Source organism: Bradyrhizobium sp. Leo78 (assembly GCF_059512425.1).
On sequence record NZ_JCAMOT010000002.1, the window covers coordinates 203,009 to 225,445 of the forward strand.

At 65.5% G+C, this 22,437-nt stretch carries 21 protein-coding genes and 2 tRNA genes; 8 read left to right on the plus strand and 15 right to left on the minus strand.

Annotated features, from left to right (window positions below; translation table 11 throughout):
* Positions 1–135 precede the first annotated feature (135 nt).
* Positions 136–1,380, plus strand: coding sequence for a flavin monoamine oxidase family protein (locus AC5ZG1_RS03400; RefSeq protein ID WP_496131978.1), 1,245 nt, complete (start codon positions 136–138; stop codon positions 1,378–1,380).
* Between the two features lie 221 nt (positions 1,381–1,601).
* On the opposite strand, the gene AC5ZG1_RS03405 is transcribed toward AC5ZG1_RS03400, so the two are convergent.
* A complete protein-coding gene (locus AC5ZG1_RS03405; protein WP_496131979.1) occupies positions 1,602–2,009 on the minus strand; it encodes a thiol-disulfide oxidoreductase DCC family protein in 408 nt (135 codons plus the stop codon).
* Positions 2,010–2,053: 44 nt separating this feature from the next.
* The gene (locus AC5ZG1_RS03410) at positions 2,054–2,950 is read right to left on the minus strand and encodes an alpha/beta hydrolase family protein (RefSeq protein ID WP_496131980.1); all 897 of its coding nucleotides are present in this window, start codon (positions 2,948–2,950) and stop codon (positions 2,054–2,056) included.
* A 269-nt stretch (positions 2,951–3,219) separates the two neighbouring features.
* Between AC5ZG1_RS03410 and AC5ZG1_RS03415 the strand changes: the two genes are divergently transcribed.
* The 3 genes from AC5ZG1_RS03415 to AC5ZG1_RS03425 all read left to right on the plus strand — a co-directional run bounded on the left by AC5ZG1_RS03415 (position 3,220) and on the right by AC5ZG1_RS03425 (position 5,968).
* Positions 3,220–3,729, plus strand: a complete 510-nt coding sequence (locus tag AC5ZG1_RS03415) for a GNAT family N-acetyltransferase (protein WP_028165189.1) — start codon at positions 3,220–3,222, stop codon at positions 3,727–3,729.
* Positions 3,730–3,897: 168 nt separating this feature from the next.
* Entirely contained in the window at positions 3,898–4,425 is a 528-nt protein-coding gene (gene ppa / locus AC5ZG1_RS03420) for an inorganic diphosphatase (RefSeq protein WP_028165190.1), read from the plus strand.
* A 61-nt stretch (positions 4,426–4,486) separates the two neighbouring features.
* Complete coding sequence (locus tag AC5ZG1_RS03425) at positions 4,487–5,968, plus strand: M20 family peptidase (RefSeq protein ID WP_496131981.1); 1,482 nt, start codon at positions 4,487–4,489, stop codon at positions 5,966–5,968.
* Between the two features lie 107 nt (positions 5,969–6,075).
* On the opposite strand, the gene AC5ZG1_RS03430 is transcribed toward AC5ZG1_RS03425, so the two are convergent.
* The 3 genes from AC5ZG1_RS03430 to AC5ZG1_RS03440 are packed head-to-tail and all read right to left on the minus strand — an operon-like array spanning position 6,076 to position 7,607.
* Entirely contained in the window at positions 6,076–6,960 is an 885-nt protein-coding gene (locus tag AC5ZG1_RS03430; protein WP_496131982.1) for a bifunctional methylenetetrahydrofolate dehydrogenase/methenyltetrahydrofolate cyclohydrolase, read from the minus strand.
* Position 6,961: 1 nt separating this feature from the next.
* A complete protein-coding gene (locus AC5ZG1_RS03435; protein ID WP_496131983.1) occupies positions 6,962–7,291 on the minus strand; it encodes a DUF167 domain-containing protein in 330 nt (109 codons plus the stop codon).
* 25 nt (positions 7,292–7,316) lie between these two features.
* On the minus strand, positions 7,317–7,607 hold the full coding sequence (locus AC5ZG1_RS03440; protein ID WP_028165194.1) for a YggT family protein: 291 nt from the start codon (positions 7,605–7,607) through the stop codon (positions 7,317–7,319).
* A 180-nt stretch (positions 7,608–7,787) separates the two neighbouring features.
* On the opposite strand from AC5ZG1_RS03440, the gene AC5ZG1_RS03445 reads away from it, so the two are divergent.
* Positions 7,788–7,863: transfer RNA gene (locus tag AC5ZG1_RS03445), tRNA-Ala, on the plus strand.
* A gap of 129 nt (positions 7,864–7,992) precedes the next feature.
* Here the strand turns inward: AC5ZG1_RS03445 and AC5ZG1_RS03450 are convergent.
* The 5 genes from AC5ZG1_RS03450 to AC5ZG1_RS03470 all read right to left on the minus strand — a co-directional run bounded on the left by AC5ZG1_RS03450 (position 7,993) and on the right by AC5ZG1_RS03470 (position 13,494).
* The gene (locus AC5ZG1_RS03450; protein WP_456644712.1) at positions 7,993–8,796 is read right to left on the minus strand and encodes a glutamine amidotransferase; all 804 of its coding nucleotides are present in this window, start codon (positions 8,794–8,796) and stop codon (positions 7,993–7,995) included.
* A gap of 127 nt (positions 8,797–8,923) precedes the next feature.
* Complete coding sequence (locus AC5ZG1_RS03455; protein WP_496131984.1) at positions 8,924–9,700, minus strand: SDR family NAD(P)-dependent oxidoreductase; 777 nt, start codon at positions 9,698–9,700, stop codon at positions 8,924–8,926.
* Positions 9,701–9,929: 229 nt separating this feature from the next.
* On the minus strand, positions 9,930–10,433 hold the full coding sequence (locus AC5ZG1_RS03460; protein WP_456644711.1) for a tellurite resistance TerB family protein: 504 nt from the start codon (positions 10,431–10,433) through the stop codon (positions 9,930–9,932).
* Positions 10,434–10,652: 219 nt separating this feature from the next.
* Positions 10,653–12,062 carry an adenylate/guanylate cyclase domain-containing protein gene (locus AC5ZG1_RS03465; RefSeq protein WP_456644710.1) on the minus strand — a complete coding sequence of 470 codons (1,410 nt, stop codon included), beginning with the start codon at positions 12,060–12,062 and terminating at the stop codon, positions 10,653–10,655.
* 46 nt (positions 12,063–12,108) lie between these two features.
* Positions 12,109–13,494, minus strand: coding sequence for a cytochrome P450 (locus AC5ZG1_RS03470; RefSeq protein ID WP_496131985.1), 1,386 nt, complete (start codon positions 13,492–13,494; stop codon positions 12,109–12,111).
* 252 nt (positions 13,495–13,746) lie between these two features.
* On the opposite strand from AC5ZG1_RS03470, the gene AC5ZG1_RS03475 reads away from it, so the two are divergent.
* A complete protein-coding gene (locus AC5ZG1_RS03475) occupies positions 13,747–15,438 on the plus strand; it encodes an MFS transporter (RefSeq protein ID WP_496131986.1) in 1,692 nt (563 codons plus the stop codon).
* 30 nt (positions 15,439–15,468) lie between these two features.
* Here AC5ZG1_RS03475 and AC5ZG1_RS03480 read toward each other — a convergent pair whose 3' ends face one another.
* Entirely contained in the window at positions 15,469–15,687 is a 219-nt protein-coding gene (locus tag AC5ZG1_RS03480) for a hypothetical protein (RefSeq protein WP_496131987.1), read from the minus strand.
* A 256-nt stretch (positions 15,688–15,943) separates the two neighbouring features.
* On the opposite strand from AC5ZG1_RS03480, the gene AC5ZG1_RS03485 reads away from it, so the two are divergent.
* Entirely contained in the window at positions 15,944–16,993 is a 1,050-nt protein-coding gene (locus tag AC5ZG1_RS03485; RefSeq protein WP_028165202.1) for a polysaccharide deacetylase family protein, read from the plus strand.
* A gap of 97 nt (positions 16,994–17,090) precedes the next feature.
* On the opposite strand, the gene AC5ZG1_RS03490 is transcribed toward AC5ZG1_RS03485, so the two are convergent.
* The 4 genes from AC5ZG1_RS03490 to AC5ZG1_RS03505 all read right to left on the minus strand — a co-directional run bounded on the left by AC5ZG1_RS03490 (position 17,091) and on the right by AC5ZG1_RS03505 (position 21,170).
* Positions 17,091–17,166 (minus strand) — tRNA-Thr (locus AC5ZG1_RS03490).
* A gap of 90 nt (positions 17,167–17,256) precedes the next feature.
* Positions 17,257–19,038 carry a heme biosynthesis protein HemY gene (locus tag AC5ZG1_RS03495; RefSeq protein ID WP_496131988.1) on the minus strand — a complete coding sequence of 594 codons (1,782 nt, stop codon included), beginning with the start codon at positions 19,036–19,038 and terminating at the stop codon, positions 17,257–17,259.
* Positions 19,039–19,045: 7 nt separating this feature from the next.
* On the minus strand, positions 19,046–20,320 hold the full coding sequence (locus AC5ZG1_RS03500; RefSeq protein WP_496131989.1) for a COG4223 family protein: 1,275 nt from the start codon (positions 20,318–20,320) through the stop codon (positions 19,046–19,048).
* Between the two features lie 112 nt (positions 20,321–20,432).
* Positions 20,433–21,170 (minus strand): uroporphyrinogen-III synthase, encoded by a 738-nt coding sequence (locus AC5ZG1_RS03505; RefSeq protein ID WP_496131990.1) that lies wholly within the window; start codon positions 21,168–21,170, stop codon positions 20,433–20,435.
* A gap of 134 nt (positions 21,171–21,304) precedes the next feature.
* Here AC5ZG1_RS03505 and tsaD point away from each other — a divergent pair, with 134 nt between their 5' ends.
* The gene (gene tsaD / locus AC5ZG1_RS03510; RefSeq protein ID WP_464347231.1) at positions 21,305–22,378 is read left to right on the plus strand and encodes a tRNA (adenosine(37)-N6)-threonylcarbamoyltransferase complex transferase subunit TsaD; all 1,074 of its coding nucleotides are present in this window, start codon (positions 21,305–21,307) and stop codon (positions 22,376–22,378) included.
* Positions 22,379–22,437 lie beyond the last annotated feature (59 nt).

Consider the following 22,437-nt stretch of genomic DNA (forward strand, 5'->3'; position numbering starts at 1 on the left):
GGAACCGTCATGGCCGGGCTTGTCCCGGCCATCCACGTCTTCGATACTGGGAACCAAGAGCTGGATGCCCGGGACATCTGCGCGAAGACGCGCTTCGCGCTTTTGCCCCGGCATGACGATGAAGTGGACGACCCGATGTCCCTCCCCTCCTCAGTCGATGTCGTCATCATCGGCGCTGGCGCAGCCGGCCTTGGCGCAGCCAATGCGCTGAAGGATTCCGGCCTGTCGGTGGTAGTGCTGGAAGCGCGCGACCGCCTCGGCGGGCGGGCGCATACGGTGCAGGCCGCGCCCGATGTGGTGTTCGACGTCGGCTGCGGCTGGCTGCATTCGGCGGACAAGAACAGTTTCGTCGCCGTCGCCGAACAACTGAATTTCGAGATCAACAAGACCTTGCCGCCCTGGCGCGAGCGCGCCTATGGCAAGGCGTTCCCGCAAGCCGATCGCGACGATTTCATGCGTTCGCTCGATGAATTCTACGAGCGCGCTTGGAAGGCCGCGCAAAAGGGCGAGGACGCGCCTGCGAACCGTTGTCTCGAGCCGGGTAATCGCTGGAATCCGATGATCGATGCGATCTCCACCTATGTGAACGGCTGCGAGCTCGATCAGGTCTCGATCCTCGACATGGAGGCTTATGAGGACACCAACATCAATTGGCGCGTGCGGAGTGGCTATGGCGCGCTGGTCGCCGCCTATGGTGCCTCATGTCCCGTCGCGCTCAATTGCAATGTCACGCTGATCGACCATTCCGGAAAACGCCTGCGCCTCGAAACGTCGCTGGGCACCCTTGCGGCCGACCATGTGATCGTGACCGTGCCGACCAATTTGATCGCGGATGAAGCCATTCGCTTCTCGCCCGCGCTGCCGGCAAAGGTCGACGCCGCACGCGGACTGCCGCTCGGCGTCGACGACAAGGTGGTGCTGACGCTCGCCGATGCGGAGGCCTTTCCGAAGGAAGGCAATTTGCGCGGCGCCACCATGCGCACCGAAATGGGCACCTATCACATCCGTCCGTTCGGCCAGCCCTGCATCGAGGGCTTTTTCGGCGGCCGGTTCGCAAAAGAGCTGGAAGATGCCGGCGACGGCGCCTTTGCCGCGCACAGCATCGACGAGATCGCGGGCTTTCTCGGTAGCGACATCCGGCGCAAGCTGACGCCGCTTGCGGAATCCCGCTGGGCGCACGACCCCTTCGCCCGCGGCGCCTATTCGCACGCGCTCCCCGGCCATGCCGGCAAACGCGCCGTGCTGGCCGCGCCCATCGATGGACGATTGTTCTTCGCGGGTGAAGCGACCTCGCCGAACTTCTTCTCCACCGCACATGGCGCGCGCGACTCCGGCGAGCGGGCGGCGAAGGAAGTGCTGGCTTCAAAGGCGAAGCGCTAACCGCTTTCCAGTCATCGCGAGCACCGTAGCCCGGGTGGAGCCAACGGGTCGCGTGAACGCGCGCCCGATGACAGGCTCCACGCAACACGGGACATCTCTATCCGCCTTGCGAGCGGCCCGGGGTTACGCTGGCGCTCCACCCGGGCTACGAGGCTGTGGTTATGGGGCGCTGCTTTCGCACGGACGACAGTCGTAGGATGGGTAGAGCGCAGCGAAACCCATCATTCAATCACCCGCGTCCGCATCTCAGCATCCGGCACAAAGCAAGTCTCGTATTTGCCGAAAATGCGATAGCGATTGCGTGCCACGAGATTGTAGACGGCGTCGCGCAGCGGCTTCGGCACCGCGAACAGTGCTCGGGTCCAGCGCCAGCCCGGCAGGTGGCTCAGCACCGTCAGCGCGGCGTCGGATTTGAAATACGCGACACCGCCATGCACGACCGCGTTGGTGTCAGGATCAGCAGGATCGATGCCGAATGCCCGCGCCAGCCGCGTGCCATAGTCCGATTGGACCGGCGTGAAACGGAAGCGGCGGTTCGTGTCGCGCGCGACGACGAAGCGGACCCAGCGCGAGCAGAAGATGCAGACGCCGTCATAGAGGATCACGTCATCGTCCGGCCAGAGTCGCATTCTGTTTCCAGTTGACGCATTCTTGCGCGACGACGAAGCGTGCGTCATGGTTTAGTCCGAGCAGCACGCCGCGCTCTCAGCGCGCGGTCGAGTTCTGCCGCGGCGAGCTTAACGCCATTCTCGCTTTCGGCCAGCCAATGGCCTTCGCCGCCATAGGCCGGCAGCACGTGAAAATCCACCCGACCGCCGGCCCCGCGAAAGGCATCGGCGAGCTGCCGCGACAGCGCCAGCGAAAAATAACTGTCATTGGCGGCAACGAACCATGTCACCGGCACTTTCGCCCCTCGGCCGAACTCGGCCGCGGAAGCGAGCAGGGTGTGCGGCGCGCAAACCTGGTCCGGAAAATCATTGGCGCGGCCGCCGCGCCCCGGCGCGAAGGCGATGATCGCCAAGATGCCATTTGGGCTCTCGGCGGCAAGCGCCAGCGCACCCCAGCCGCCGGCGGAATGGCCGATGACGACAGCGTGATCCTTCCGGATGAAAGGCTGATCGCTGAGGTAATCGAGTGCGAGCCTGATCTGCCCGGCGGTAGCCCGAGCCGCGCGTGAATAATTCGCCTCGTCGCAGCCGCCCTGGTCTTCCAGGTATGTTCCGCCTGTTGCGCCATGCCCGAGCCGCTCCGGCACCAGCACGGCAAAGCCGCGTGCGACCATCGAGCCGGCCAGCGCGCGGTATTCGGGCTGGGGCATCTGCGCCCGGCGCAGCACATTCTGCGTCGTGGCGTGCGCGATCAAGGCCAGCGGAAACGGCCCTGCGCCCGGTGGGCGAAACAGCAAGGCGCGCGCCGGCCGCGCGGGGTCGGGCGACGGCACCAGCCATTGCTGCCGCCGGCTCGGCTCCCCCTCCCCGCCCTGCGCCCCCAGGACGGGTTGCGCCAGAGCTGCTTCGGAGCCGAGCGCCGCGGCAACAAGCAGCGCGAAAATCACTTTAAGTGAATGCATTCTTGGCCTGACGCGACCATGCTGGGGAAACCGGATTCGCCGAAAGACGATCTCGCGAATCAACCCGGCGCAGTTTTTCACGACACGCTTGCTGACCATATGTCACCAGCGTGACGCCAGCCTGCCCCGCATCACGAACTGGCCGATTGAAGTTCGCACTGTCCTCTTTCGGTACAAGTCGTTCGAAAACTGATGCAAAAAATCCACAGGTTAACCGATAATTAACGATAGAGCTTGAAGGCGGCGCGCCGACTTGCTTTGATTGGATCATGAGCACAACCCTGATAGAGGTCCGGCCGGCCAAGGTTGCGGATGCAGCCGCGGTGGCGGCTACGCATGACGAAGCCTGGCGTTCAGCCTATCAGGGCATCATCCCCGGCGCCGAACTGGAAAAGCTGATCAACCGGCGCGGCCCGCACTGGTGGGACAGTGCGATCCGCAAGGGGAGCCGCGTCAGCGTGCTGGTGTTCGGCGACAAGATTGCAGGCTACGCCAATTACGGCCGTAACCGCGCCCGCAGCCTGCACTTCGAAGGCGAGATCTACGAGCTCTATCTGCGGCCGGAATTCCAGGGCCTCGGCTTCGGCCGCCGCCTGTTCAACGCCGCCCGCCGCGATCTCGCGCAGAGCGGGCTGAAGAGCATGGTGGTCTGGGCGCTGTCGGATAACGACCCGGCCACGGAGTTTTATCGCGCGCTCGGCGGCCGCATGGTGGCGCGCTCCTCCGAAAGGTTCGGGCCGAAATCGCTCGACAAGGTCGCTTTTGCCTGGACCAACTGAGGCTGCGAGCGTCTCCGGGACGGCGCCACGGGCGCGCGTCAACCAATAGCCCAAAAATCCATCATTTTTCCTCGAAAGTTAGATGGATGGGCGGGCCCAGCCCGCGTATGACAGCAGCAATCACTGGTCCTGCCCGGCGCACCCGCGTTGGCAATCACGGAGTTCTCTATGCGTATTGATGCGGTATCGATCGGAGTGAATCCGCCGCATGACGTCAACGTCATCATCGAAGTGCCGGTCGGCGGCGAGCCGATCAAATATGAAATGGACAAGGAAGCCGGCACGCTGGTGGTCGACCGTTTCCTCTATACGCCGATGCGCTATCCCGGCAATTACGGCTTCATCCCGCACACCCTGTCCGACGACGGCGACCCCTGCGACGTCCTGATCGTCAACACCCGCGCCATCGTGCCCGGCGCGGTGATGAGCGTGCGCCCGGTCGGCGTGCTCCTGATGGAAGACGAAGCCGGCGGTGACGAAAAGATCCTCGCAGTGCCCTCGTCAAAGCTTACCCAGCGCTACGACAAGGTGAAGAACTACGGCGACCTTCCCCAGATCACGCTGGACCAGATCCAGCATTTCTTCGAGCACTACAAGGATCTCGAAAAGAACAAGTGGGTGAAGGTGCTGCGCTGGGGCGATGCCGAAGAAGCGCGCAGGCTGATCACCGAAGGGATCGCACGGGCGAAGAAGTAACACCTGATCCCGAACGCGCGGTGTGGCGCCTCCGGGGCATGGGAATGTCGAGGGGAAACGATTGCGCCGGCTCATCAAGATCATCGGCAAGGCCGTGCTGCTCCTGGTTGCAGCGGCGCTCGTCCTTGCCGGTGTGCTCGCTTTCAATGTCTTCAGCCGCGGCTCGCGGCAGCTCCAGGTCGCGGCCATCCCGCGCGCGGCCGTTGATGCGGAAACCGCCGCCTCCCGGCTAGCCGAGGCAATCCGCTTCAGGACCATCTCGAGCTTCGAAAAGCCCGAACAGCATGCCCCGGCGTTGCGCGGCATGCAGGCCCATATCGAGAAAAGCTTCCCGGCGTTTCATGCCGCCGCCAAGCGCGAGGTCATCGCCGGCCTGAGCCTGCTCTACACCTGGGAAGGCAGCGATCCGAGGGCACAGCCGATCGCCCTGCTCGCGCATCAGGACGTGGTGCCGGTCGCGCCCGGCACCGACAAGGACTGGCAGCAGCCGCCCTATGACGGCGTAATCGCCGACGGATTCATCTGGGGCCGCGGCTCCTGGGACGACAAGGGTAACCTCTATGCGATGCTGGAGGCCGCCGAGGCGCTCGCAAAAGCCGGCTTTCAGCCGAAGCGGACGATCTATTTCGCCTTCGGCCACGATGAGGAGGTTGCGGGCACGCGCGGCGCCAAGGCGATCGCCGCGACGCTCGCCTCGCGCGGGATCAAGCTCGACTTCGTGCTCGACGAGGGCCTGTTGATCACCGACGGCATCATGAAGGGGCTTGCCAGGCAAGCTGCCCTGATCGGCGTGGCCGAAAAAGGCTATGCCACGCTGGTGCTATCGGCGCAGGCGACGCCCGGCCACTCCTCGATGCCGCCGCGCGAGACCGCGATCGGCATGATGAGCGCGGCGCTGGTCAAGCTTGAGGATCACCGCCTGCCGATGCAAATCCGCGCCACGGTGTCGGAGATGTTCGACACACTGGCGCCCGAGATGAATGGCGTCAACCGCGTGATCCTGTCGAATCTCTGGCTGTTCAAGCCGCTGCTCCTGCGCGAGTTCCAGAAGACCGGACCGACAGAAGCGATGGTCCGCACCACCACCGCGCTCACCATCTTCAATGCCGGCGACAAGGACAATGTGCTGCCCGGCCGCGCCGAGGCCACCGTCAACTTCCGGCTGCTTCCCGGCGACACCCAGGCAAGCGTGACTGATCACGTCAGCTCCACCGTCGGCAACGATCGCATCTCGATCAAGCCGTTTCCCGGCAATACCGATCCGCCATCGGTGACCGGCACAGCCAGCGCGTCCTACCGGACGCTCAACCGCACCATCCGCGAGATCTATCCCGACGTCATCGTCGCGCCCGGCTTGATGATCGCTGCGACCGATTCGCGGCACTATGCAGGGATCACCGACAACATCTTCCGCTTCTCCCCGGTGCGCGCCAACAGCGAGGACCTGAAGCGCTTCCACGGCACCAATGAACGCCTCAGCATCGAAGGCTATGCCGACATGATCCGGTTCTATCGGCGGTTCATCGAGAACACGGCCGGGTGATACGAAAGCCCCGTAGCCCGGGTGGAGCGGAGCGCAACCCGGGACATCTGTATCAACGTGAGAGCGGCCCCGGGTTACGCTGGCGCTCCACCCGGGCTACGACGGCCTCAAACCCCCGGCGCGGGCAGGCTGGCGATCGCGCAAGCCGCGCGCAGCGTGTTCACCAGCAGGCAGGCCACCGTCATCTGTCCGACGCCGCCTGGCACCGGCGTGATCGCGCCGGCGACGCTCAGCGCCTCCTGATAGGCGACATCGCCGACCAGACGCGGCTTGCCGCCCTCTACGGGGATGCGGTTGATGCCGACATCGATCACGGTCGCGCCCGGCTTGATCCAGTCGCCGCGCACCATCTCGGGCCTGCCGACCGCCGCATAGAGCAGGTCGGCGCTAGCGGCGAGCTTCGGCAGGTCGCGCGAGCGCGAATGCGCGATCGTCACCGTCGCATTTTCGTTCAACAGCAACTGCACCAGGGGGCGGCCGACCAGGTTGGAGCGGCCAATCACCAGCGCATTCATGCCTTCGAGCGAGGGATGCACGCTCTTGGTCAGGATGATGCAGCCGAGCGGCGTGCAGGGCGACAGCGCGGCGAAGCCGCCAGCGAGCCGCCCGGCATTGTTCGGATGCAGGCCATCGACGTCCTTGGCCGGATCGATGGCATTGATGATGGTTTCGGTGTGAATGGATTTGGGCAGCGGCAGTTGCACCAGGATGCCGTGCACCGCCGGGTCGCGGTTGAGCTTGCCGATCAGCGCCAGCAGATCGGCCTGTGCGACATCGGCCGGCAGCTTGTGCTCGAACGAGGCCATGCCGGCGGCCTGGGTCTGCGTGTGCTTGCTGCGGACATAGACTTCGCTCGCGGGATCGTTGCCGACCAGGACCACAGCCAGCCCCGGCACCACCCCGTGTTCGCGCTTGACGCGGGCAACCTCCTCCGCGACGCGTGCGCGGAGGTCGGCTGCAATGGCTTTTCCGTCGATGATGTGAGCCGTCATCTCAATCCTTCGCGTTGGGTGCAGTCAGTTGGCGCAAGGTGTCACCGAGCTGCCGTGGATCGCCTTTGATCGCCACCTGTTTGAGCCGCGAGGTGGCGCCCGAGAGGATCTTCACCCGCCCCTTGGGCACGCCCAGCGCCTTGGCAAGCAGGCCCATTACCGCCCGATTGGCCTCGCCGCCGTCGGCAATGGCGCGGACCCGGACCTTCAGCACATTACGGCCGTCGGACAGCGTCTCGATCCCATCGATGTCGTCGCGGCCGCCGCGGGGCGTCACGCGGAGTGCGACGCTGATGCCACCGGTGGAATAGCGCCAGGGGAGATCTGCCAAGGATCGGTCACCGGCCGAAGGGCGCTCAGATCACGTTGGGATAGACGTAGTACATGATCACCCGCTCGATGAACATGATGAGCAGAATGACGATGATCGGCGAGATATCGAGCCCGCCCAGATTAGGCATGATCTTCCGGATCGGCGCCAGCACCGGTTCCGTGATCCGGTACAGGAACTCGGCCACCGCTGATACGAACTGGTTGCGCGTGTTCACGACATTGAACGCGACCAGCCACGACAGGATCGCAGCGGCGATCAGGAGCCAGACATAGAGGTCAAGGACAATGATGACGATGTCGAGGATGGCGCGCATGTGGTGGGGGCTCGCGGGTGGGACAACGAGCTAAATATCGGTTCGCCCCTGCACAAACAAGGGAACTTCCGGATCAACGTGGCCAAAAACCGGGCGTTTACTGTTCTTGACTTGGGCTTGGGCGGGACGGTAAATGGCGCCGATTGCCGGCCGCACTGCTCAGCACGGACCGGTCTGGACGGGGCCATAGCTCAGCTGGGAGAGCGCATCGTTCGCAATGATGAGGTCGGCGGTTCGATCCCGCCTGGCTCCACCAGCCTTCGCTCGCTTCGCGAGCTACGGCTCGGCAAGCCACCCGAGCTCTCTCGTAGCGAAGCGAGCGAAGGCTGCCGCGCCGAAGCCCAACGGGCGAAGGCGGGCTCGCTCCGCAAACTCCCAACGCCCCCTACTCCGCCGCCTCCGACATCACCGCCATCGGCTCGCGCGCCAGCCAGTCGTCGATGAAATGCTTCAGCCATGCCCGCTCGACCGCGTCGTAGACGGCGCGGTCGGCGAAATGCTGATGGCGTGGGCGGGCGCCGGGCGAATCCAGGCGGTCGCCGCCGCGCGTCGTCCAGCAATGCATCATCGCGTAGGTGACATCAGGATGGAACTGCAAGCCGAAGGCGTGTCCGTATCTGAACGCCTGCACCGGAAAGTCGCCGCCCTCGGCGAGAAGCTCGGCGCCGTCAGGCAATTCGAATCCCTCGCGGTGCCAGTGGTAGACCTGCTGCGGCCAATAGGGGCAAAGCGCGCGGCCTGCTTCGGTCGGGCGGATCGGATAATAGCCGATCTCGGCGCGGCCTTCCGGATGCGGCGCGACGCTGGCGCCGAGCTGCCTGGCGAGCATCTGAGCCCCCAAGCAAATGCCGAGAAACGGCCGTTGCTCGCGCAGCGGAATTTCGATCCAGTCGATCTCCCGCCGCACAAAATCATCGCCATCATTGGCGCTCATCGGGCCGCCGAAGATGATGGCGCCCGCATGCTCATCCAGTGTCTCGGGAAGCGCATCGCCGAACCGCGGGCGGCGGATATCCAGGGGATGGCCGAGCGCGCGCAAGGCGTTGCCGACGCGGCCGGGCTTGGAAGTCTCCTGGTGCAGGACGATCAGGACCGGCAGCAGGGAGGCAGGTCGGCTTGCGGTGACGGCCGCGCGCCTTCCACCGGGGAAAGGCAGCACGACATTGGCTGTTTCAGATCGTGACGACATCGACCTCAAGCGGCATGCAGCAAGCTGGCAGCATGCCTAAGCAATTCTTAATTTCGGGTGAGTTCACGCCAACTCATCGAAAATTTTAAAGCAAATCGCGGGCCAAATTGGAGCCCTTTGGTTTGCGTCAGCGCCGACGTAGCTGGAAACCGCCGACCGCCGTCAGGATGAACGAGCGTGGGAATAATCGGAGCAGGAGCGGCACGAACTTGATGAGGCCGGGCAGCACCGCGCGCTTGTTCGCCATCAAGCCACCATAGGCCTGCCGCGCGACCTCCGCCGCCGAGACGTTGAGGATCGCGGAGTCAAATCCCGGTGCGAAGCCGGCGCGGGCCTGGAATTCCGTCGGCACCGGCCCCGGACAGACCAGGGTGACACGGACGCCGTGCGGCTCGAGCTCCTTGCGCAGCGCCTCCGTGAACGACAGCACATAGGCCTTGGAAGCGTAATAGACCGCCATGCCCGGCCCCGGCAGGAAGCCCGCGATCGAACCGACATTGAGGATGCCGCCGCGATGGCGGATCAGCGAATCGGCAAATCGCAGCGACAGATCGGTCAGCGCGCGGATGTTGACGTTGATGATGTTGAGCTGGTCGGCCCGGTCGCGCTTGTTCGCGTAGCCGAACACGCCGAAGCCGGCATTGTTGACGACATATTCGACCTCGACGCCGGCCTCGGCCAGCGCGGCGGCGATCTTGTCGCCGGCATCTGGCTGCTCGAGGTCGCACGGAATCACGATCGGCGCTGCACCACCCTTGCCAGCGATTTCACTGGCGAGCGCCGTGAGGCGATCGGCGCGGCGCGCCACCAACGCCACACGATGACCGTTGGATGCGAAAACACGCGCCAGCTCGGCGCCTATACCCGCCGATGCACCGGTAATCAGCGTCACACACTCGGTCACGATCGAATGCTCTTAATGAATCACAGGGCCCGTTACGAACGGCCGAACGAGAGCATAGGCTTGTGGTCCGGCGCAAGCCACCCGCGGGCATATCCGCATGCAGCGCTGGCCGCCTTCGCGATCGGAATGCATCATTTTGGGGCTTAGCGCGCAAACCGGCCGGTTGCGCGATGTACATTAAAGTTTCGTCATCTGCACGGCGGGAAGCGAACAGCCCGCGAACGCAGTGTCAGATTGCCGCGTCGGCAACACCCCAGGGCCCCCGGGGCAGGCTCGCCTGCTTTTCGCCTACGCGGCGCTTGAGATCGATGCGATCACGCGAGGAGACACCCAGGAGATCCGCCGCTCGCCACACCACGTTGTCCTCGAACTCGCTGACCTGGCCGTCGGCAAAAACCAACTCCCACATCATCTCGACGATGCGCAGGCGCCCCTCTTCGTTGACCTGCCGCATGATGACGCTCGTGAAATGATAGAGATCGACCGCTTCGCCTTCGATCCGCGTTGCGGACGCGATCAATTTGTCCGCGGTGCCACGATCGAGTCCAAAGCGGCTTTCGATCAGGCTGTGCAGTTTGCGTTTCTCGTTCGCGCTCGGCTCGCCGTCGATCGAGACGACGTGGACGAGCAGCGCAGTGGCGGCAAGACGATAATCATTGTCATCGAATGCCCGATCCGCCTGCGCGTCGGACGACACAATATCGGCAATGAACTGGCGAAGTCCGTCAAGCATCAACGCCTCTATCGATTGACAGGGTACGGGACCTATATGGCGTGGAAACCCGACCCGCGCAATCGCGCCGGTTCTGCGGCCTGCATTACGTTTAGGCAATCTGGGCGCCGGTAAGGCCGATTTCGCCGTCATTGCGAGCGGAGCGAAGCAATCCATCTCACCACTTGCGGAAACATGGATTGCTTCGCTTCGCTCGCAATGACGGTTGAGGCCAGCGGATCACGGTATCTCGTACACCACCATCTTGTCGGCGATGCCGCGCAGTGCCGCTTCCTTCTGGATCGGCCGGATCTCCGCATTCCTCAGAATGGAGAGCACTTCCGGCGAATCGATCACCGGCGCAGTGATATGAATTTCCTGCTGGGTCGACAGGCTCTGAACACGCGCGGCGATGTTGACGGTCTGGCCGAAATAATCCTGCCGCTCGTTCAGCATCACCGCGAGGCAAGGACCTTCGTGAATCCCGATCTTGACGATCAGGTCCTCTTTGCCGCGCTCGTCGTTGAGCTTCTTCATCGCTGCGCGCATGCGTAGGCCGGCGGCGAGCGCATGTTCAGGCTTGATGAAGGTCGCCATGACGGCATCGCCAATGGTCTTCACCACGGCGCCGTGCTCGGACGCGATGATCTCGAGTAGCGCATGGAAATGCGCACGCACGAGATCGAAAGCGGCGAGGTCGCCGACCCGCTCATAAAGCGCGGTCGAGCCCTTGAGATCCGTGAACAAAAAAGTCAGCGAGGTGATCTTCAATCGCTGGTCGACGTTGAGATTGTCGGCCTTGAAGACATCACGGAAGGTCTGGTTGCTCAGCATCCGCTTCGCGGTGAGGATCGGCTTGCGCCTGCCCAGCATCTGGTGCAGCGCGTCGCCGGCAACCCAGACCGATGGCAGCACGCGGACGCCGGCCTGGTTTTCCAGCGAAAGTCGCAATGGCCCTGGCCGCAGCACCGTCGTGCCGGTCGGCGCCTGCAGCTTGTTGTAGACGACTGAAAGCTGCTGGCGATCCGTGGTCGGCTCGCCCTGAATGTCAAGGAAGTGGGCCGAATGCGTCACCGGCTCAAATACGATGACGTACTGGCTGGGCAAGTTCAGCGACAGGATCGCCTTCTCGCCGGCGGGCAGTTCGAGCGCTTCAAGCGTCGCTTCGTTGATCAGGCGCGAAAACGATTCGTCGTTGATGTCGACACCCGAACTCCAGAACATCTGCCGCACATAGTCCCAGAGCGGCAGCGTGTTGGGATCGTGCGCGCCGATGCGGCGGACTCGCGGGCTGACGGTGAAGGCGACCTCGACCATTTCGTCGACCGAAGCCTCGTAGCCGGCGGCGCAGAGCGCACAATTGTAATCGTCGTGACGCAGCGATTTCAGCGTCGAGTGCGCATCGAGCACCCCGCCACAGCCGGGACAGAGCACGTTCCAGCTCATGTCGAACAGGCCGAGCCGTGACGAGTGGAGGAAACCGGAAATGACCTTTTCCTCGTCGAGCCCGGTACGCCCGGCGAAGTCCAAAGCGTTGATGCGGTTGAGATCGCGATCATCACCCTCGGCAATGAGCCGCGCGATTTCGTCGACGACGGCCGGATCGGCCGTTTGTTTCAACACAGCAAATTGGGCCTGGGTATCGCTCATGGCGCAACCTTAGATGAGATGACCCGCGCCGAAACGCAAGGTCTGGCTATCTCGGCTTGATCGTGAAGATCGGCGACCGGTCAGGCTGGGTCGTCACCACCCCGACCGGCATCACCGGCTGCCTGTCGACCAGCGAGATACGGAAGGCACCGATCAGCTTCGCCAGCGCCAGCGTCGCCTCGACAAGCGCGAAATGCGCGCCGATGCAGACCCGCGCGCCGACGCCGAACGGCAGATAGGCAAAGCGATCGGGCGGCGTGCCGGTCAGGAAACGCGACGGCACGAATGCCGCCGGATCGTGCCAGAGCTTCTCATGCCGGTGCAGCAGCCATGGCGCGATCATGACCACGTCATGCTTCTTCACGGGCATGCCGGCGATCGTATCCGCCCCCGCTGCGGCGCGCGCGATCAGGAAGGCCGGCGGATAGAGCCGCATGGTCTCGTCGATGACGGCGCGGGTGAATTTCAACCGCTCGATCTCGAGTCCACCGCTTGCGGCGACCGCCTTCACCTCGGCGGCAAGCTCCTCCTGCGTCGGCGGATCGAGCGAAAGCAGATAGAGCGCCCAGAACAGCGCGGTCGCGGTCGTCTCATGGCCGGCCAGGATCATGGTCGCGATCTCGTCGCCGAGCTGTACTTCGGTGAAGGCTTGGCCGGTCTCGGGGTCGCGCGCCGCAACCATCAGATCGAACAGATCGCGCGGCGGCGCATCGCTTGTCTTGCCGGCGGCACGGCGCTCCGCCATCAGCATGGCAACGAACGCGGTCCAGCGCTTGCGGAAGCGGGCGCGCGCAAAATCCTGCGGGCTCGGCCAGCTCAAAGGCAGCAGCATGTCGAGGAAGCGCGGCCGCGCCAATCGCTCGCCATATTCCACGACGAAATCGCGCAAGATGCCGCCATGGCGATCCATGCCGAACGAGAACATGGTGCGGCCGGCGATCTCGAGCGTCATCCGCTGCATCGTCTCGCGAAGGTCCACCGGACCATGGCTCGCGGCCCTGAGCTTTGCGATGGTCTCGTCGGTCACGGCCACCATGTGCGGCACCAGCGTCGTGATCGCGCGCGGCGTGAAGGCCGGCGCGAGCGTGCGGCGCTGATGTTTCCAGGCACGGCCCTCGGCGATCAGAAGACCTTCGCCAAGCATCGGGCGCAACACCCGGAAGGCGGCCGGCGTGCGCGTATAAGTCTCGTAATTGTCGACCAGCACATGCCTGATCGCATCGGGCGTGTTGAGGATGAAGCTGCTGCGGCCGAAGAAGCGGCCGCGGACGATCTCCTCCTCATAGGCGCGCTGGCTCCAGCTTGCGATCGGGCTGCGGCTGATCAGCGTCATGCGCCTGAAGGCGGACAAATCGTCGGGCGCCCGTGGCGGAGCCGGCGGCACCAGCCGGTTTCGCGCAAGCGGCAGCTCGTAGACTTCGGCCATGCTCATGGTGCTCGCTCCAGTCTCGATCCACCCAGTCTACGCTCTCCATCCGGGGGTGATGAAGACGTAAAACAGCGTTCTCGGGGAGAGTTCGCCGAACACGCGCATTTGTTACCTCGCCGACCGCTCCTCGCTCCCAAGCCGTGTTTTTGCGGAACGGAAATGACAGCATGACGACTGGACAATGCGGGCGTTTGACGGGCATCACTCGGCGGCCGGAATCAGCCAAGCCAACCAACAGAGGACCACGGAACCACCATGATAGCATCGCCGCGACGCCCGAGCCCTGCCTCCGACGGCATCTTGGCGCCGCTTCGGCATTCAGTGTTCCGGCGCATCTGGCTGGCGAGCCTGCTCTCCAACCTCGGGATCCTGATCCAGGGGGTCGGCGCCGCCTGGGCGATGACGCAGATGACATCTGCGGCCGACAAGGTGGCGCTGGTGCAGACCGCCCTGATGCTGCCGGTCATGCTGATCTCGATGCCGGCCGGCGCCATTGCCGACATGCACGACCGCCGGATTGTGGCGATGGTGTCGCTTCTGATCGCGCTGGTCGGCGCCACGGTTCTGACCGTGCTGGCTTGGCTCGACCTGGTGACGCCGAATATCCTGCTCGCGCTCTGTTTCATCGTCGGCAGCGGCATGGCGCTGTTCGGCCCGGCCTGGCAGTCCTCGGTCAACGAGCAGGTGCCGCCCGAAACGCTGCCGGCCGCGGTGGCGCTGAACGGCATCAGCTACAACATCGCCCGCAGCTTCGGGCCGGCGATCGGCGGCATCGTGGTCGCAGCCGCGGGCGCGGTGGCCGCCTTTGCGCTCAACGCCCTGTTCTATCTGCCGCTCCTGATCGTGCTGTTCCTCTGGGACCGCGTCAGCGAGCCGTCGCGGCTGCCGCGCGAGCGGCTCAACCGCGCCATCGTCTCGGGCATGCGCTACATCAACCATTCGCCGTCGATCAAGATCGTGCTGACGCGCACGCTGGTCACCGGCATCATCGGCGGCTCGGTCTCCGCGCTGATGCCGCTGGTGGCGCGCGACCTCTTGCATGGCGGCGCCCAGACCTACGGCATCATGCTGGGCGCCTTCGGCATGGGCGCGGTGCTCGGCGCCCTCAATATCGGGGAGGTGCGCAAGCGGATGAGCGGCGAGGCGGCGGTGCGCGTCTGCGCGATCTCGATGGCGGGCGCGATCGCCGCGGTTGCGATCAGCAAGCTGGCGGTGGTGACCGCCGCGGCGCTGGTGCTGGCCGGCGCGGTCTGGATGATGGCGATCGCGCTGTTCAATATCGGCGTGCAGCTCTCGGCGCCGCGCTGGGTCGCCGGCCGCTCGCTGGCGGCGTTTCAGGCCGCGATCGCCGGTGGAATCGCGATCGGTAGCTGGGGCTGGGGCCGGCTCACCGATGCCGCCGGCGTCGAGCTCGCGCTCCTGGTCTCCGCCGCCTTGATGCTGCTGTCGCCACTGCTGGGATTATGGCTCAGGATGCCACCGGTCGGCGCCCGCAATGAGGACGCCACCGAGATGCTCGCGGATCCCGAGGTCCGCATGCCGCTCACGCCGCGCAGCGGGCCGCTGGTGGTCGAGATCGAGTACCGCGTCGCACAAGAGAACGCGCGCGCCTTCCACAACGTGATGCTGGAGGTGCAGCTCAGCCGGCAGCGCAACGGCGCCTATGGCTGGTCGATCGCGCGCGACATCGCCGATCCCGAATTGTGGACCGAGCGCTATCACTGCCCGACCTGGCTCGATTACCTGCGCCAGCGCAACCGCGCCACCCAATCCGAGCGCGAATTGCATCTGAAGGCGATCGCCTTCCATCTCGGTCCCGAACCGATACGGGTGCGCCGCATGCTGGAGCGTCCCTTCGGCTCGGTGCGCTGGAAGGACGAGACGCCCGACCCCGGAGCCACCGAAGTATTGCCCGTCGTCGCGACGGCGGCCGGCAGCAGCACCTGACCCCTTGCCGTCATTCCGGGGCGCGCGCTGCTACTGCCCATGCGTGGTCAGCGTCTGCTGGCAGGCCTTGGTGAGGCGACCGCGGTGCTCTTTCAGGCAGGCCAGCACAGCATCATCGCCCTTGTCGAGATACGCCCGGCAGAACCGCGACGCGTCGCGTGTGCAAGCTTCCCGCCCCTGCTGCTGCTGCTGCGCCGAGGCCGCGGACGCCGCCAGAAGCAGCGGAATGACGAACAGCAATCTGGTCATTTCTCAAGCCTTCGTATTGGCAATAGGCAGGACAACGGCGTGCTATGTTGTTTTCGCACTCCGGAAAAAGGTTCAAACGGCGGCACCCGCGGCTCGGTTCCGACCAAACGTCGCGGCGCGCCGTCTGTGACGGGCGTCACGCAGAACAACGGCCTAATTTTCTTCGGCAAAGGCAAGCGCGTTGGGATCGCGTTAAGACCTCGTTGGCACTAATGGATCGTTACGAGCGAGCCCCGAGTTTCCCAAGAGAGTAGCGATGCGTAATCCGATAGGCCTGATGCTGGCCGTTGTTGTTGCGGCGGTCGTGATCGCCGGAGTGTGGTTCTGGACTGCCGCGCCGCGGGCCGATGCGGCGCCGCCGCAAACCGTCGCCGCCCGGCCGGCGGATTCGCTGCCCCCAGCCGCCGCGAAATCGGCCGCCAAGGACGATGTCGAGACCACCGCCACGGTGTCGAAACAGGCGGCTGCCGCGCCGGCGCCCGCCCCTGCTCCCGCGCCGGCCCCGATGCAGGCGAAATCGACCTGCACCAATCCCGATGCGCTCGGCGTCAGCCGCACGGTCGTCATCGACACCACCGGCGGCCCGGGCTTCGGCTTCCTGCAGTACAAGCAGTTCGACTTCCTGACCGACAAGGAGGTCGTGCTGACCTTCGACGACGGCCCGTGGCCGACCACGCCGGCGGTGCTGAAGGCGCTCGCGGACGAATGCACCAAGGGGCTGTTCTTCCCGATCGGCCTGCACACCACCTATCACCCGGAGATCCTGAAACAGGTCGCCGCCGCCGGCCACACCATCGGCTCGCACACCTGGTCACACGCGCATCTCGACAGCAAGAAGCTGACGGAGCAGCAGGCCAAGGATGAGATCGAGAAGGGATTCAGTGCCGTGAAGATGGCGCTCGGGGCCGCGCCCTCGCCGTTCTTCCGCTTCCCCGCGCTCGCCCATACCCAGGCGACGCTCGGCTATCTCGGCTCCCGGAACATCGCGATGTTCTCCGTCGACGTCGATTCCCTGGACTTCAAGTCCAGCTCGCCTGACCAGGTGATCCAGACCGTCATGACCAAGCTGGACAAGCAGGGCAAAGGCATCATCCTGATGCACGACCTGCAGAAGCACACCGCGCAAGCCCTGCCGACGCTGCTGCGTCGCCTGAAGGCCGGCGGCTACAAGGTGGTCCAGATGAAGGCAAAGGAGCCGCTGGAAACCCTGCCCGAATACGACGCCCTCATGGTCAAGGACATGAAGGTCCCGGCCGTGAGCGCGCGTCCGCTCTCAAGCGTGGTGCAGACGGTGTCGCAGCAGTAACCGATTAAAGAACGCTCCCTTTCGTCTCATGGCCGGGCTTGTCCCGGCCATCCACGTTTTTGAGGGCGCTCGGAAATATCAAAAATGCTTTGAGCGATGGTGCCGCAAGAGGGACTCGAACCCCCGACCCCGTCATTACGAATGACGTGCTCTACCAACTGAGCTATTGCGGCGAACCGTTCGGCAACTTAGCCAGAAAGCGTGCGCACTGATATCGGGCGTAGCCCCGATTGGCAAGGTTGACGCGGCCATTTGACCGCGTCTCAGCTCCCCCAGCGGGACAGAAATCCGCGCCAGCCGCCGGCCTGGGCCTTTGGCGGCCCGATCTGCTCGGAAAATTCGTCGCGGCTGCCGTCTTCCTCGATCCCGGGGTCGTCGGGGGCGCGGACGATGGGAATTACCGCCGGAATCGGCGCCGGCGGCGTTTTGGGGATGTCCTGGCGGTCGCGGAACAATGGCGCCACCGCTTCGGGCGATGATTCGGCTGGGGCCGGCTGTGGAGCTGGCGGGGCGGATGCCGTCACCGACGGGGCGGCGGGCGCTGGTTCCACCGGGGCCGGGGATGCGGCCGGCGGCGTGTTGTCCTGTGGGGCGGGCGGCGCTGTTTCGACGGGCTTTATCGGCTCGACCGGTTTTTCTATGGCCACGTCGAGCGGTTTCGCGGGCGGCGCGGACGGGGCTTCCTTCGGCAGCTCGATCCGCTTCGAGGCCAGCATCGCTTCCTCGAACGGCGAGGATTCGATCGCCGGGCCCTTGTCGGACGGGAGCGCGGCGACCGGGGTCTGCCACTGGAAGGCATCGAGCCGGCCGGTGACCGGCGAGACCGGCCGCCAGCGGTCGCTGACATAGCCGTCCGCGGTCCAGGCCGGATCGTGCAGCGCGCGCACCGCGCGCAAGGTCCAGGCGCGGGCCCGGCCGCTGTCGCCATGCTCGGTGCGCTCGATCTCGGCCATCAACAGCGCCACGCGCTGGGTCGGTGCGGCGATGAACGGCGTCAGCGCCTCGCGTGCTTTGGCGAATTCGGCGGCGTCGATCGCCGCGCGCGCGATCGCGAGCGCGCCCTCGATATTATCGGGCGTCTTCGCCGCCAGCGTCTCGACCCGCACCAGCCGCTGCCGCGCGGAGTCCCCGAGCTTCACATGCGCATAGGCATCGGCGAGCTCGGGATGCGGCTGCGACAGCCACGCGGTCTCGACGATCTTCATCGCGCGCCGAACCTGATGCGCCTCGCTCTCATATTTGGCGGCAAGCGCCGCGGCCGGGATGAGCGTCGGCGCGAGCTTGATCGCCTCCATCACGCTCTCGCGCGACAAATCGCGGTCGACGGTCTCGAACTCCAGCGCGCGTGCGGTGAGCAGCACGCCGCGCTGCCGCCGATAGGTCGCCTTGTCGATGAGGCCGGAGCTCTGGTTGTTGTCGAGGATCGAAAGCGCGCCGGCCCAGTCGCCCTTGGCGCAGCAGAAGCCGAGCACGGCCTGCGAGGCCCAAGGCGAGGACGGCGAAACCTTCAGCGCCTCTTCCGCGATCATGACCGCGGCAACCGCATCGTCCGAACGCTGCGCCTCGATGAACAGGCCGCGCAGGCCGAGCAGCCGCGTATCCTCGCGCTCGGCCATTGCGCGGAATGCGCGCTGCGCCCCCTCGCGGTCGCCCTCGAGCTGCGCCGATTGCGCGTGGAGGAGAAGCGTCAGCGGATCGCTGCCGGCGTGACGCCGCGCGGTTTCCGCATGGTGCCGCGCCGCCGTCGAATCGCCATGGCCGATCGCGAGCAGCCCTTGAGTGATCGCATGACGGCCACGCGCATGACGGCGCTCGCGCCGGCCGCGCCGGATGCGCGCCGGCACACGCCACAGCCAGGACAGGATCGACCAGACGATGACGGCCACGACCGCGACGATGCCGAGCCCCAGCGCGAACACGGGCAGCGTGGTCACCGCGCGCCCGCCACCCCAGGACAGCACGACATCGCCGGGCTGGTCGGCGACCCAGGCCGCGCCGGCCGCGGCAAGCGCGATCAATACGAGAAACAGAATGATCCGGATCATGGAGAACCTACTGTCCGGCCTTCGCGAGCCCAGCCATGGCGTTGTCGGCAAATGTTCGCGAGGCCGCCAGCGATGCGGCGCGCGCTTCGACTTTTTCGAGCCACGCTTGCGCCGCCGCGCGATCGGCGGGCGCCAGCGTCTTCAGTTCGCGCTGCGCCTCGCCGAGATCGTTGCGCAGTGCGGCCTGGGTGATGCGCGCAACCACGCTGCCGCGATCGGTACCCGTCGCATCGGTGCGCTCGATGCGCACGAGCTTGGCCGCGCCGGCCTGCAGGCGATCGACGATGCCGGTGCCGGTGGTGGCCGCGGCCGACGGCGGGGGCGGCGCAAGCCTTGGCACGATCTCGAGCAGCTCGCGGCAGAGCGCGCCGGCGCTCGGCACGCCGGAGGCCGCGAACGCATCGAGCGGCTTGAGCGCATCAGGGTTTTCCGCAAACTGCTTGGCGACCTCGAGCGGCGCGGCATAGGCATCGCCGTGACGGACCGCGACATCGAGCAGCGATGCGGCAACCACGCGGCGCAGCGGCAGATCGTCAGCGAGCTTTGCATCGGCTGCGCCCACTTCCGCGATCTTGTTGCCTTGCTGGGCGAGCTCAGCCGTTTGCTTCCGTACCGCGCTCTCGATTCTTGAAATCCGATCGTTGACTGCTGACAGATCCGGCGTGGACGCGGACCCATCGCGTGGCATCGATTTCACCCGATCGATCGCCGTGGCCAGCTTGTCCGATTGCGCGCGTGATGCCGCAAGTTCGCCGCGCAGCGCATTCGCGGATTTCTCCAGCCCGTCGATCCGCGCGGCCAGCGCCTGATCGCTTGAAGCCTGCCTGCCGATCTTCGCTTCGACGCCTGCGACACGCCCCGTGAGCTCGTCGATAGCGCCGGCGCTAAGCTGCGGCACAGGCGGCTGCGCCGGTTGTACCGCGGGCCAGCCGAGCAACCAGCCGACGCCGATCACCAGCGCGGCAGCGACAGCGCCCGAAACAGGCGCAATCACCCAGGGCGAGATCGGCCGAGGCGGAGGTTCGGCGGAGGAGGGTTCCGGATCCGGCGCGGCTGCAGCCGTCTCCATCGCAGGCTCGGGTTGCGGCGCCGCCTCGGCGGCGGCCGCTTCACCGCTCACATTTCCGCTATCCGCCTGAGCGCTATCCGTGTTCACGGAATCCGTTTTGGGCGGTTCGCTCGACACCTCGGTCGCCTTGAGATCGATGGTTGGCGGCGCGCGCCGCGACCAGGCGGAGGAATCCGCCACCGATTCGGTGTCTTCGGGCCTCTCATCGACCATGCAGCGGTTCCCTTGACTGTTGATACGCCGAAACCGGGAAAGCCAAGACTTTACCAGAACAAGACTTTACCAGAATAAGACTTACCAGAATCGGACCGTTCTCTTAAGCCAATCAGGGCCGCAAAGCACGCGTCAGGGTTTCGAACAGGGCATTTTCGTCCGGCGAGGCGGCGGTGACGACCTGGGTGGCTCCGGCCTCGCGCAGGACGGCGGCAACAGCAGCCGAAATGCAGCAATGCGGCAGCGCCAGGGCCGATATTTCGAGGCCTTCCGCCCGCGCCGCATCGAGAAACGCCCGCGCGCTGCGGCGGGAATAATGCAGCACGGCCTCGATACCGCCCGCCATGAAAGCGTCACACACCGGACGCGGCAGTCCCGCCACCGGGCTCATCCGGTATGTCGTGCGGGTTATGACCGTAAAGCCGGCATCGCCCAGCTCGCCGGCGAGATCGCGCGAAAGATCGGCACCCGCGAGATAAAGCAAGGTTGCCGCCTTTTTCAGTTTCTTCGCTTTCCTGTGCGCCCGCACGAGCTCGTAGAGTGCGGTGGCATCGCCGTCGGCGCTTGCCACCTCGCCAAATCCAGCCTCGCGGGCCGCGGCGGCGGTATGCTCGCCGACCGCAAACAGCGGCAGGCGAAGCAGCGCATGGCCGGCGAGCTGGGGCGCAGCGGCGCGCAGCGCGTTGGCGCTGGTGACGATGACAGCGTCATAGTCCGCGGCATCGTCTTCCTGGAACGGCAGCACCTCGAACCGCAGCACCGGTGCGAGCAATACCTCAAAACCCAGGCTGCGCAGACTATCGGCAGTGGCCTCACCATCTCCTTGCGGGCGCGTGACAAGAACGGCCATCTTCAGGCTTTCGGGAGCGACATTTGGGGCAGAACCGACGATTGCACGCTGTGACCTCGCAATGCTACCGAGTGACGGAACGGAAGATAGCACGCGAAATAGCACAAGGACCGAACTTGGGTAACGACACGCCGATGCTGGTGTTGGGTATAGAGACCACCTGCGATGAAACCGCAGCCGCTGTGGTCGAGCGCCAGAGCGACGGCAGCGGACGGATTCTGTCCAACATCGTGCGCTCGCAGACAGAAGAGCATGCGCGCTTCGGCGGCGTGGTGCCGGAGATCGCCGCGCGCGCCCATGTCGACCTGCTCGACGGTATCATCGATCGCGCCATGAAAGAGGCTGATGTCGGCTATGCGCAATTGTCCGCCGTCGCTGCTGCCGCAGGTCCTGGCCTGATCGGCGGCGTCATCGTCGGCCTCACCACGGCAAAGGCGATCGCGATGGTGCACGACACGCCGCTGATCGCGGTGAACCATCTGGAAGCGCATGCGCTGACGCCGCGGCTCACCTGTGCATTGGCGTTTCCTTATTGCCTGTTCCTGGCCTCCGGCGGCCACACCCAGATCGTCGCCGTGGTCGGCGTCGGCCAGTATGTGCGGCTCGGCACCACCGTCGATGACGCCATGGGCGAGGCCTTCGACAAGATCGCAAAGATGCTGTCGCTGCCCTATCCGGGCGGGCCGGAGGTGGAACGCGCGGCAGAGGGTGGTGACGCCACGCGCTTTGCATTTCCGCGGCCAATGCTCGGCCGTCCCGACGCCAATTTCTCGCTGTCGGGCCTGAAGACCGCCGTGCGCAACGAGGCGAGCCGACTGGCGCCGCTGGAGCCGCAGGATGTCAGCGACCTCTGCGCCGGTTTTCAGGCCGCGGTGCTGGAATCGACCGCGGACCGGTTGAGCGTCGGTTTGAGATTGTTCCAGGAGCAATTCGGTCCGCCCCGCGCGCTCGTCGCGGCCGGCGGCGTCGCCGCCAATCACGCGATCCGCGGCGCGCTGCAGGATGTCGCCGCCAAGGCGCAGACGACGCTGATCATTCCGCCGCCCGCACTCTGCACCGACAATGGCGCGATGATCGCCTGGGCCGGCGCCGAGCGGATGGCGCTCGGCCTCACCGACACAATGGACGCGCCCCCGCGCGCCCGCTGGCTGCTCGACGCCAACGCCAAGGCGCCCGCGGGCTACGCCAACACCCGCGCGGGATTCTGAGATGTTTGAAGGATCACGCCGCAGACGCCGTGCCACCTCGCCCCGCTTGCGGCGAGAGG

Bases quoted from the DNA above. Each gene is read 5' to 3' on its own strand.
- AC5ZG1_RS03475 (WP_496131986.1), top strand. From the start codon at position 13,747: ATGATAGCATCGCCGCGACGCCCGAGCCCTGCCTCCGACGGCATCTTG.
- tsaD (WP_464347231.1), top strand. From the start codon at position 21,305: ATGCTGGTGTTGGGTATAGAGACCACCTGCGATGAAACCGCAGCCGCT.
- AC5ZG1_RS03470 (WP_496131985.1), bottom strand. From the start codon at position 13,494: ATGAGCATGGCCGAAGTCTACGAGCTGCCGCTTGCGCGAAACCGGCTG.
- AC5ZG1_RS03485 (WP_028165202.1), top strand. From the start codon at position 15,944: ATGCGTAATCCGATAGGCCTGATGCTGGCCGTTGTTGTTGCGGCGGTC.
- AC5ZG1_RS03480 (WP_496131987.1), bottom strand. From the start codon at position 15,687: ATGACCAGATTGCTGTTCGTCATTCCGCTGCTTCTGGCGGCGTCCGCG.
- AC5ZG1_RS03440 (WP_028165194.1), bottom strand. From the start codon at position 7,607: ATGCGCGCCATCCTCGACATCGTCATCATTGTCCTTGACCTCTATGTC.
- AC5ZG1_RS03465 (WP_456644710.1), bottom strand. From the start codon at position 12,062: ATGAGCGATACCCAGGCCCAATTTGCTGTGTTGAAACAAACGGCCGAT.
- ppa (WP_028165190.1), top strand. From the start codon at position 3,898: ATGCGTATTGATGCGGTATCGATCGGAGTGAATCCGCCGCATGACGTC.
- AC5ZG1_RS03415 (WP_028165189.1), top strand. From the start codon at position 3,220: ATGAGCACAACCCTGATAGAGGTCCGGCCGGCCAAGGTTGCGGATGCA.
- AC5ZG1_RS03450 (WP_456644712.1), bottom strand. From the start codon at position 8,796: ATGTCGTCACGATCTGAAACAGCCAATGTCGTGCTGCCTTTCCCCGGT.
- AC5ZG1_RS03430 (WP_496131982.1), bottom strand. From the start codon at position 6,960: ATGACGGCTCACATCATCGACGGAAAAGCCATTGCAGCCGACCTCCGC.
- AC5ZG1_RS03410 (WP_496131980.1), bottom strand. From the start codon at position 2,950: ATGCATTCACTTAAAGTGATTTTCGCGCTGCTTGTTGCCGCGGCGCTC.
- AC5ZG1_RS03495 (WP_496131988.1), bottom strand. From the start codon at position 19,038: ATGATCCGGATCATTCTGTTTCTCGTATTGATCGCGCTTGCCGCGGCC.
- AC5ZG1_RS03500 (WP_496131989.1), bottom strand. From the start codon at position 20,320: ATGGTCGATGAGAGGCCCGAAGACACCGAATCGGTGGCGGATTCCTCC.
- AC5ZG1_RS03460 (WP_456644711.1), bottom strand. From the start codon at position 10,433: ATGCTTGACGGACTTCGCCAGTTCATTGCCGATATTGTGTCGTCCGAC.
- AC5ZG1_RS03400 (WP_496131978.1), top strand. From the start codon at position 136: ATGTCCCTCCCCTCCTCAGTCGATGTCGTCATCATCGGCGCTGGCGCA.
- AC5ZG1_RS03405 (WP_496131979.1), bottom strand. From the start codon at position 2,009: ATGCGACTCTGGCCGGACGATGACGTGATCCTCTATGACGGCGTCTGC.
- AC5ZG1_RS03505 (WP_496131990.1), bottom strand. From the start codon at position 21,170: ATGGCCGTTCTTGTCACGCGCCCGCAAGGAGATGGTGAGGCCACTGCC.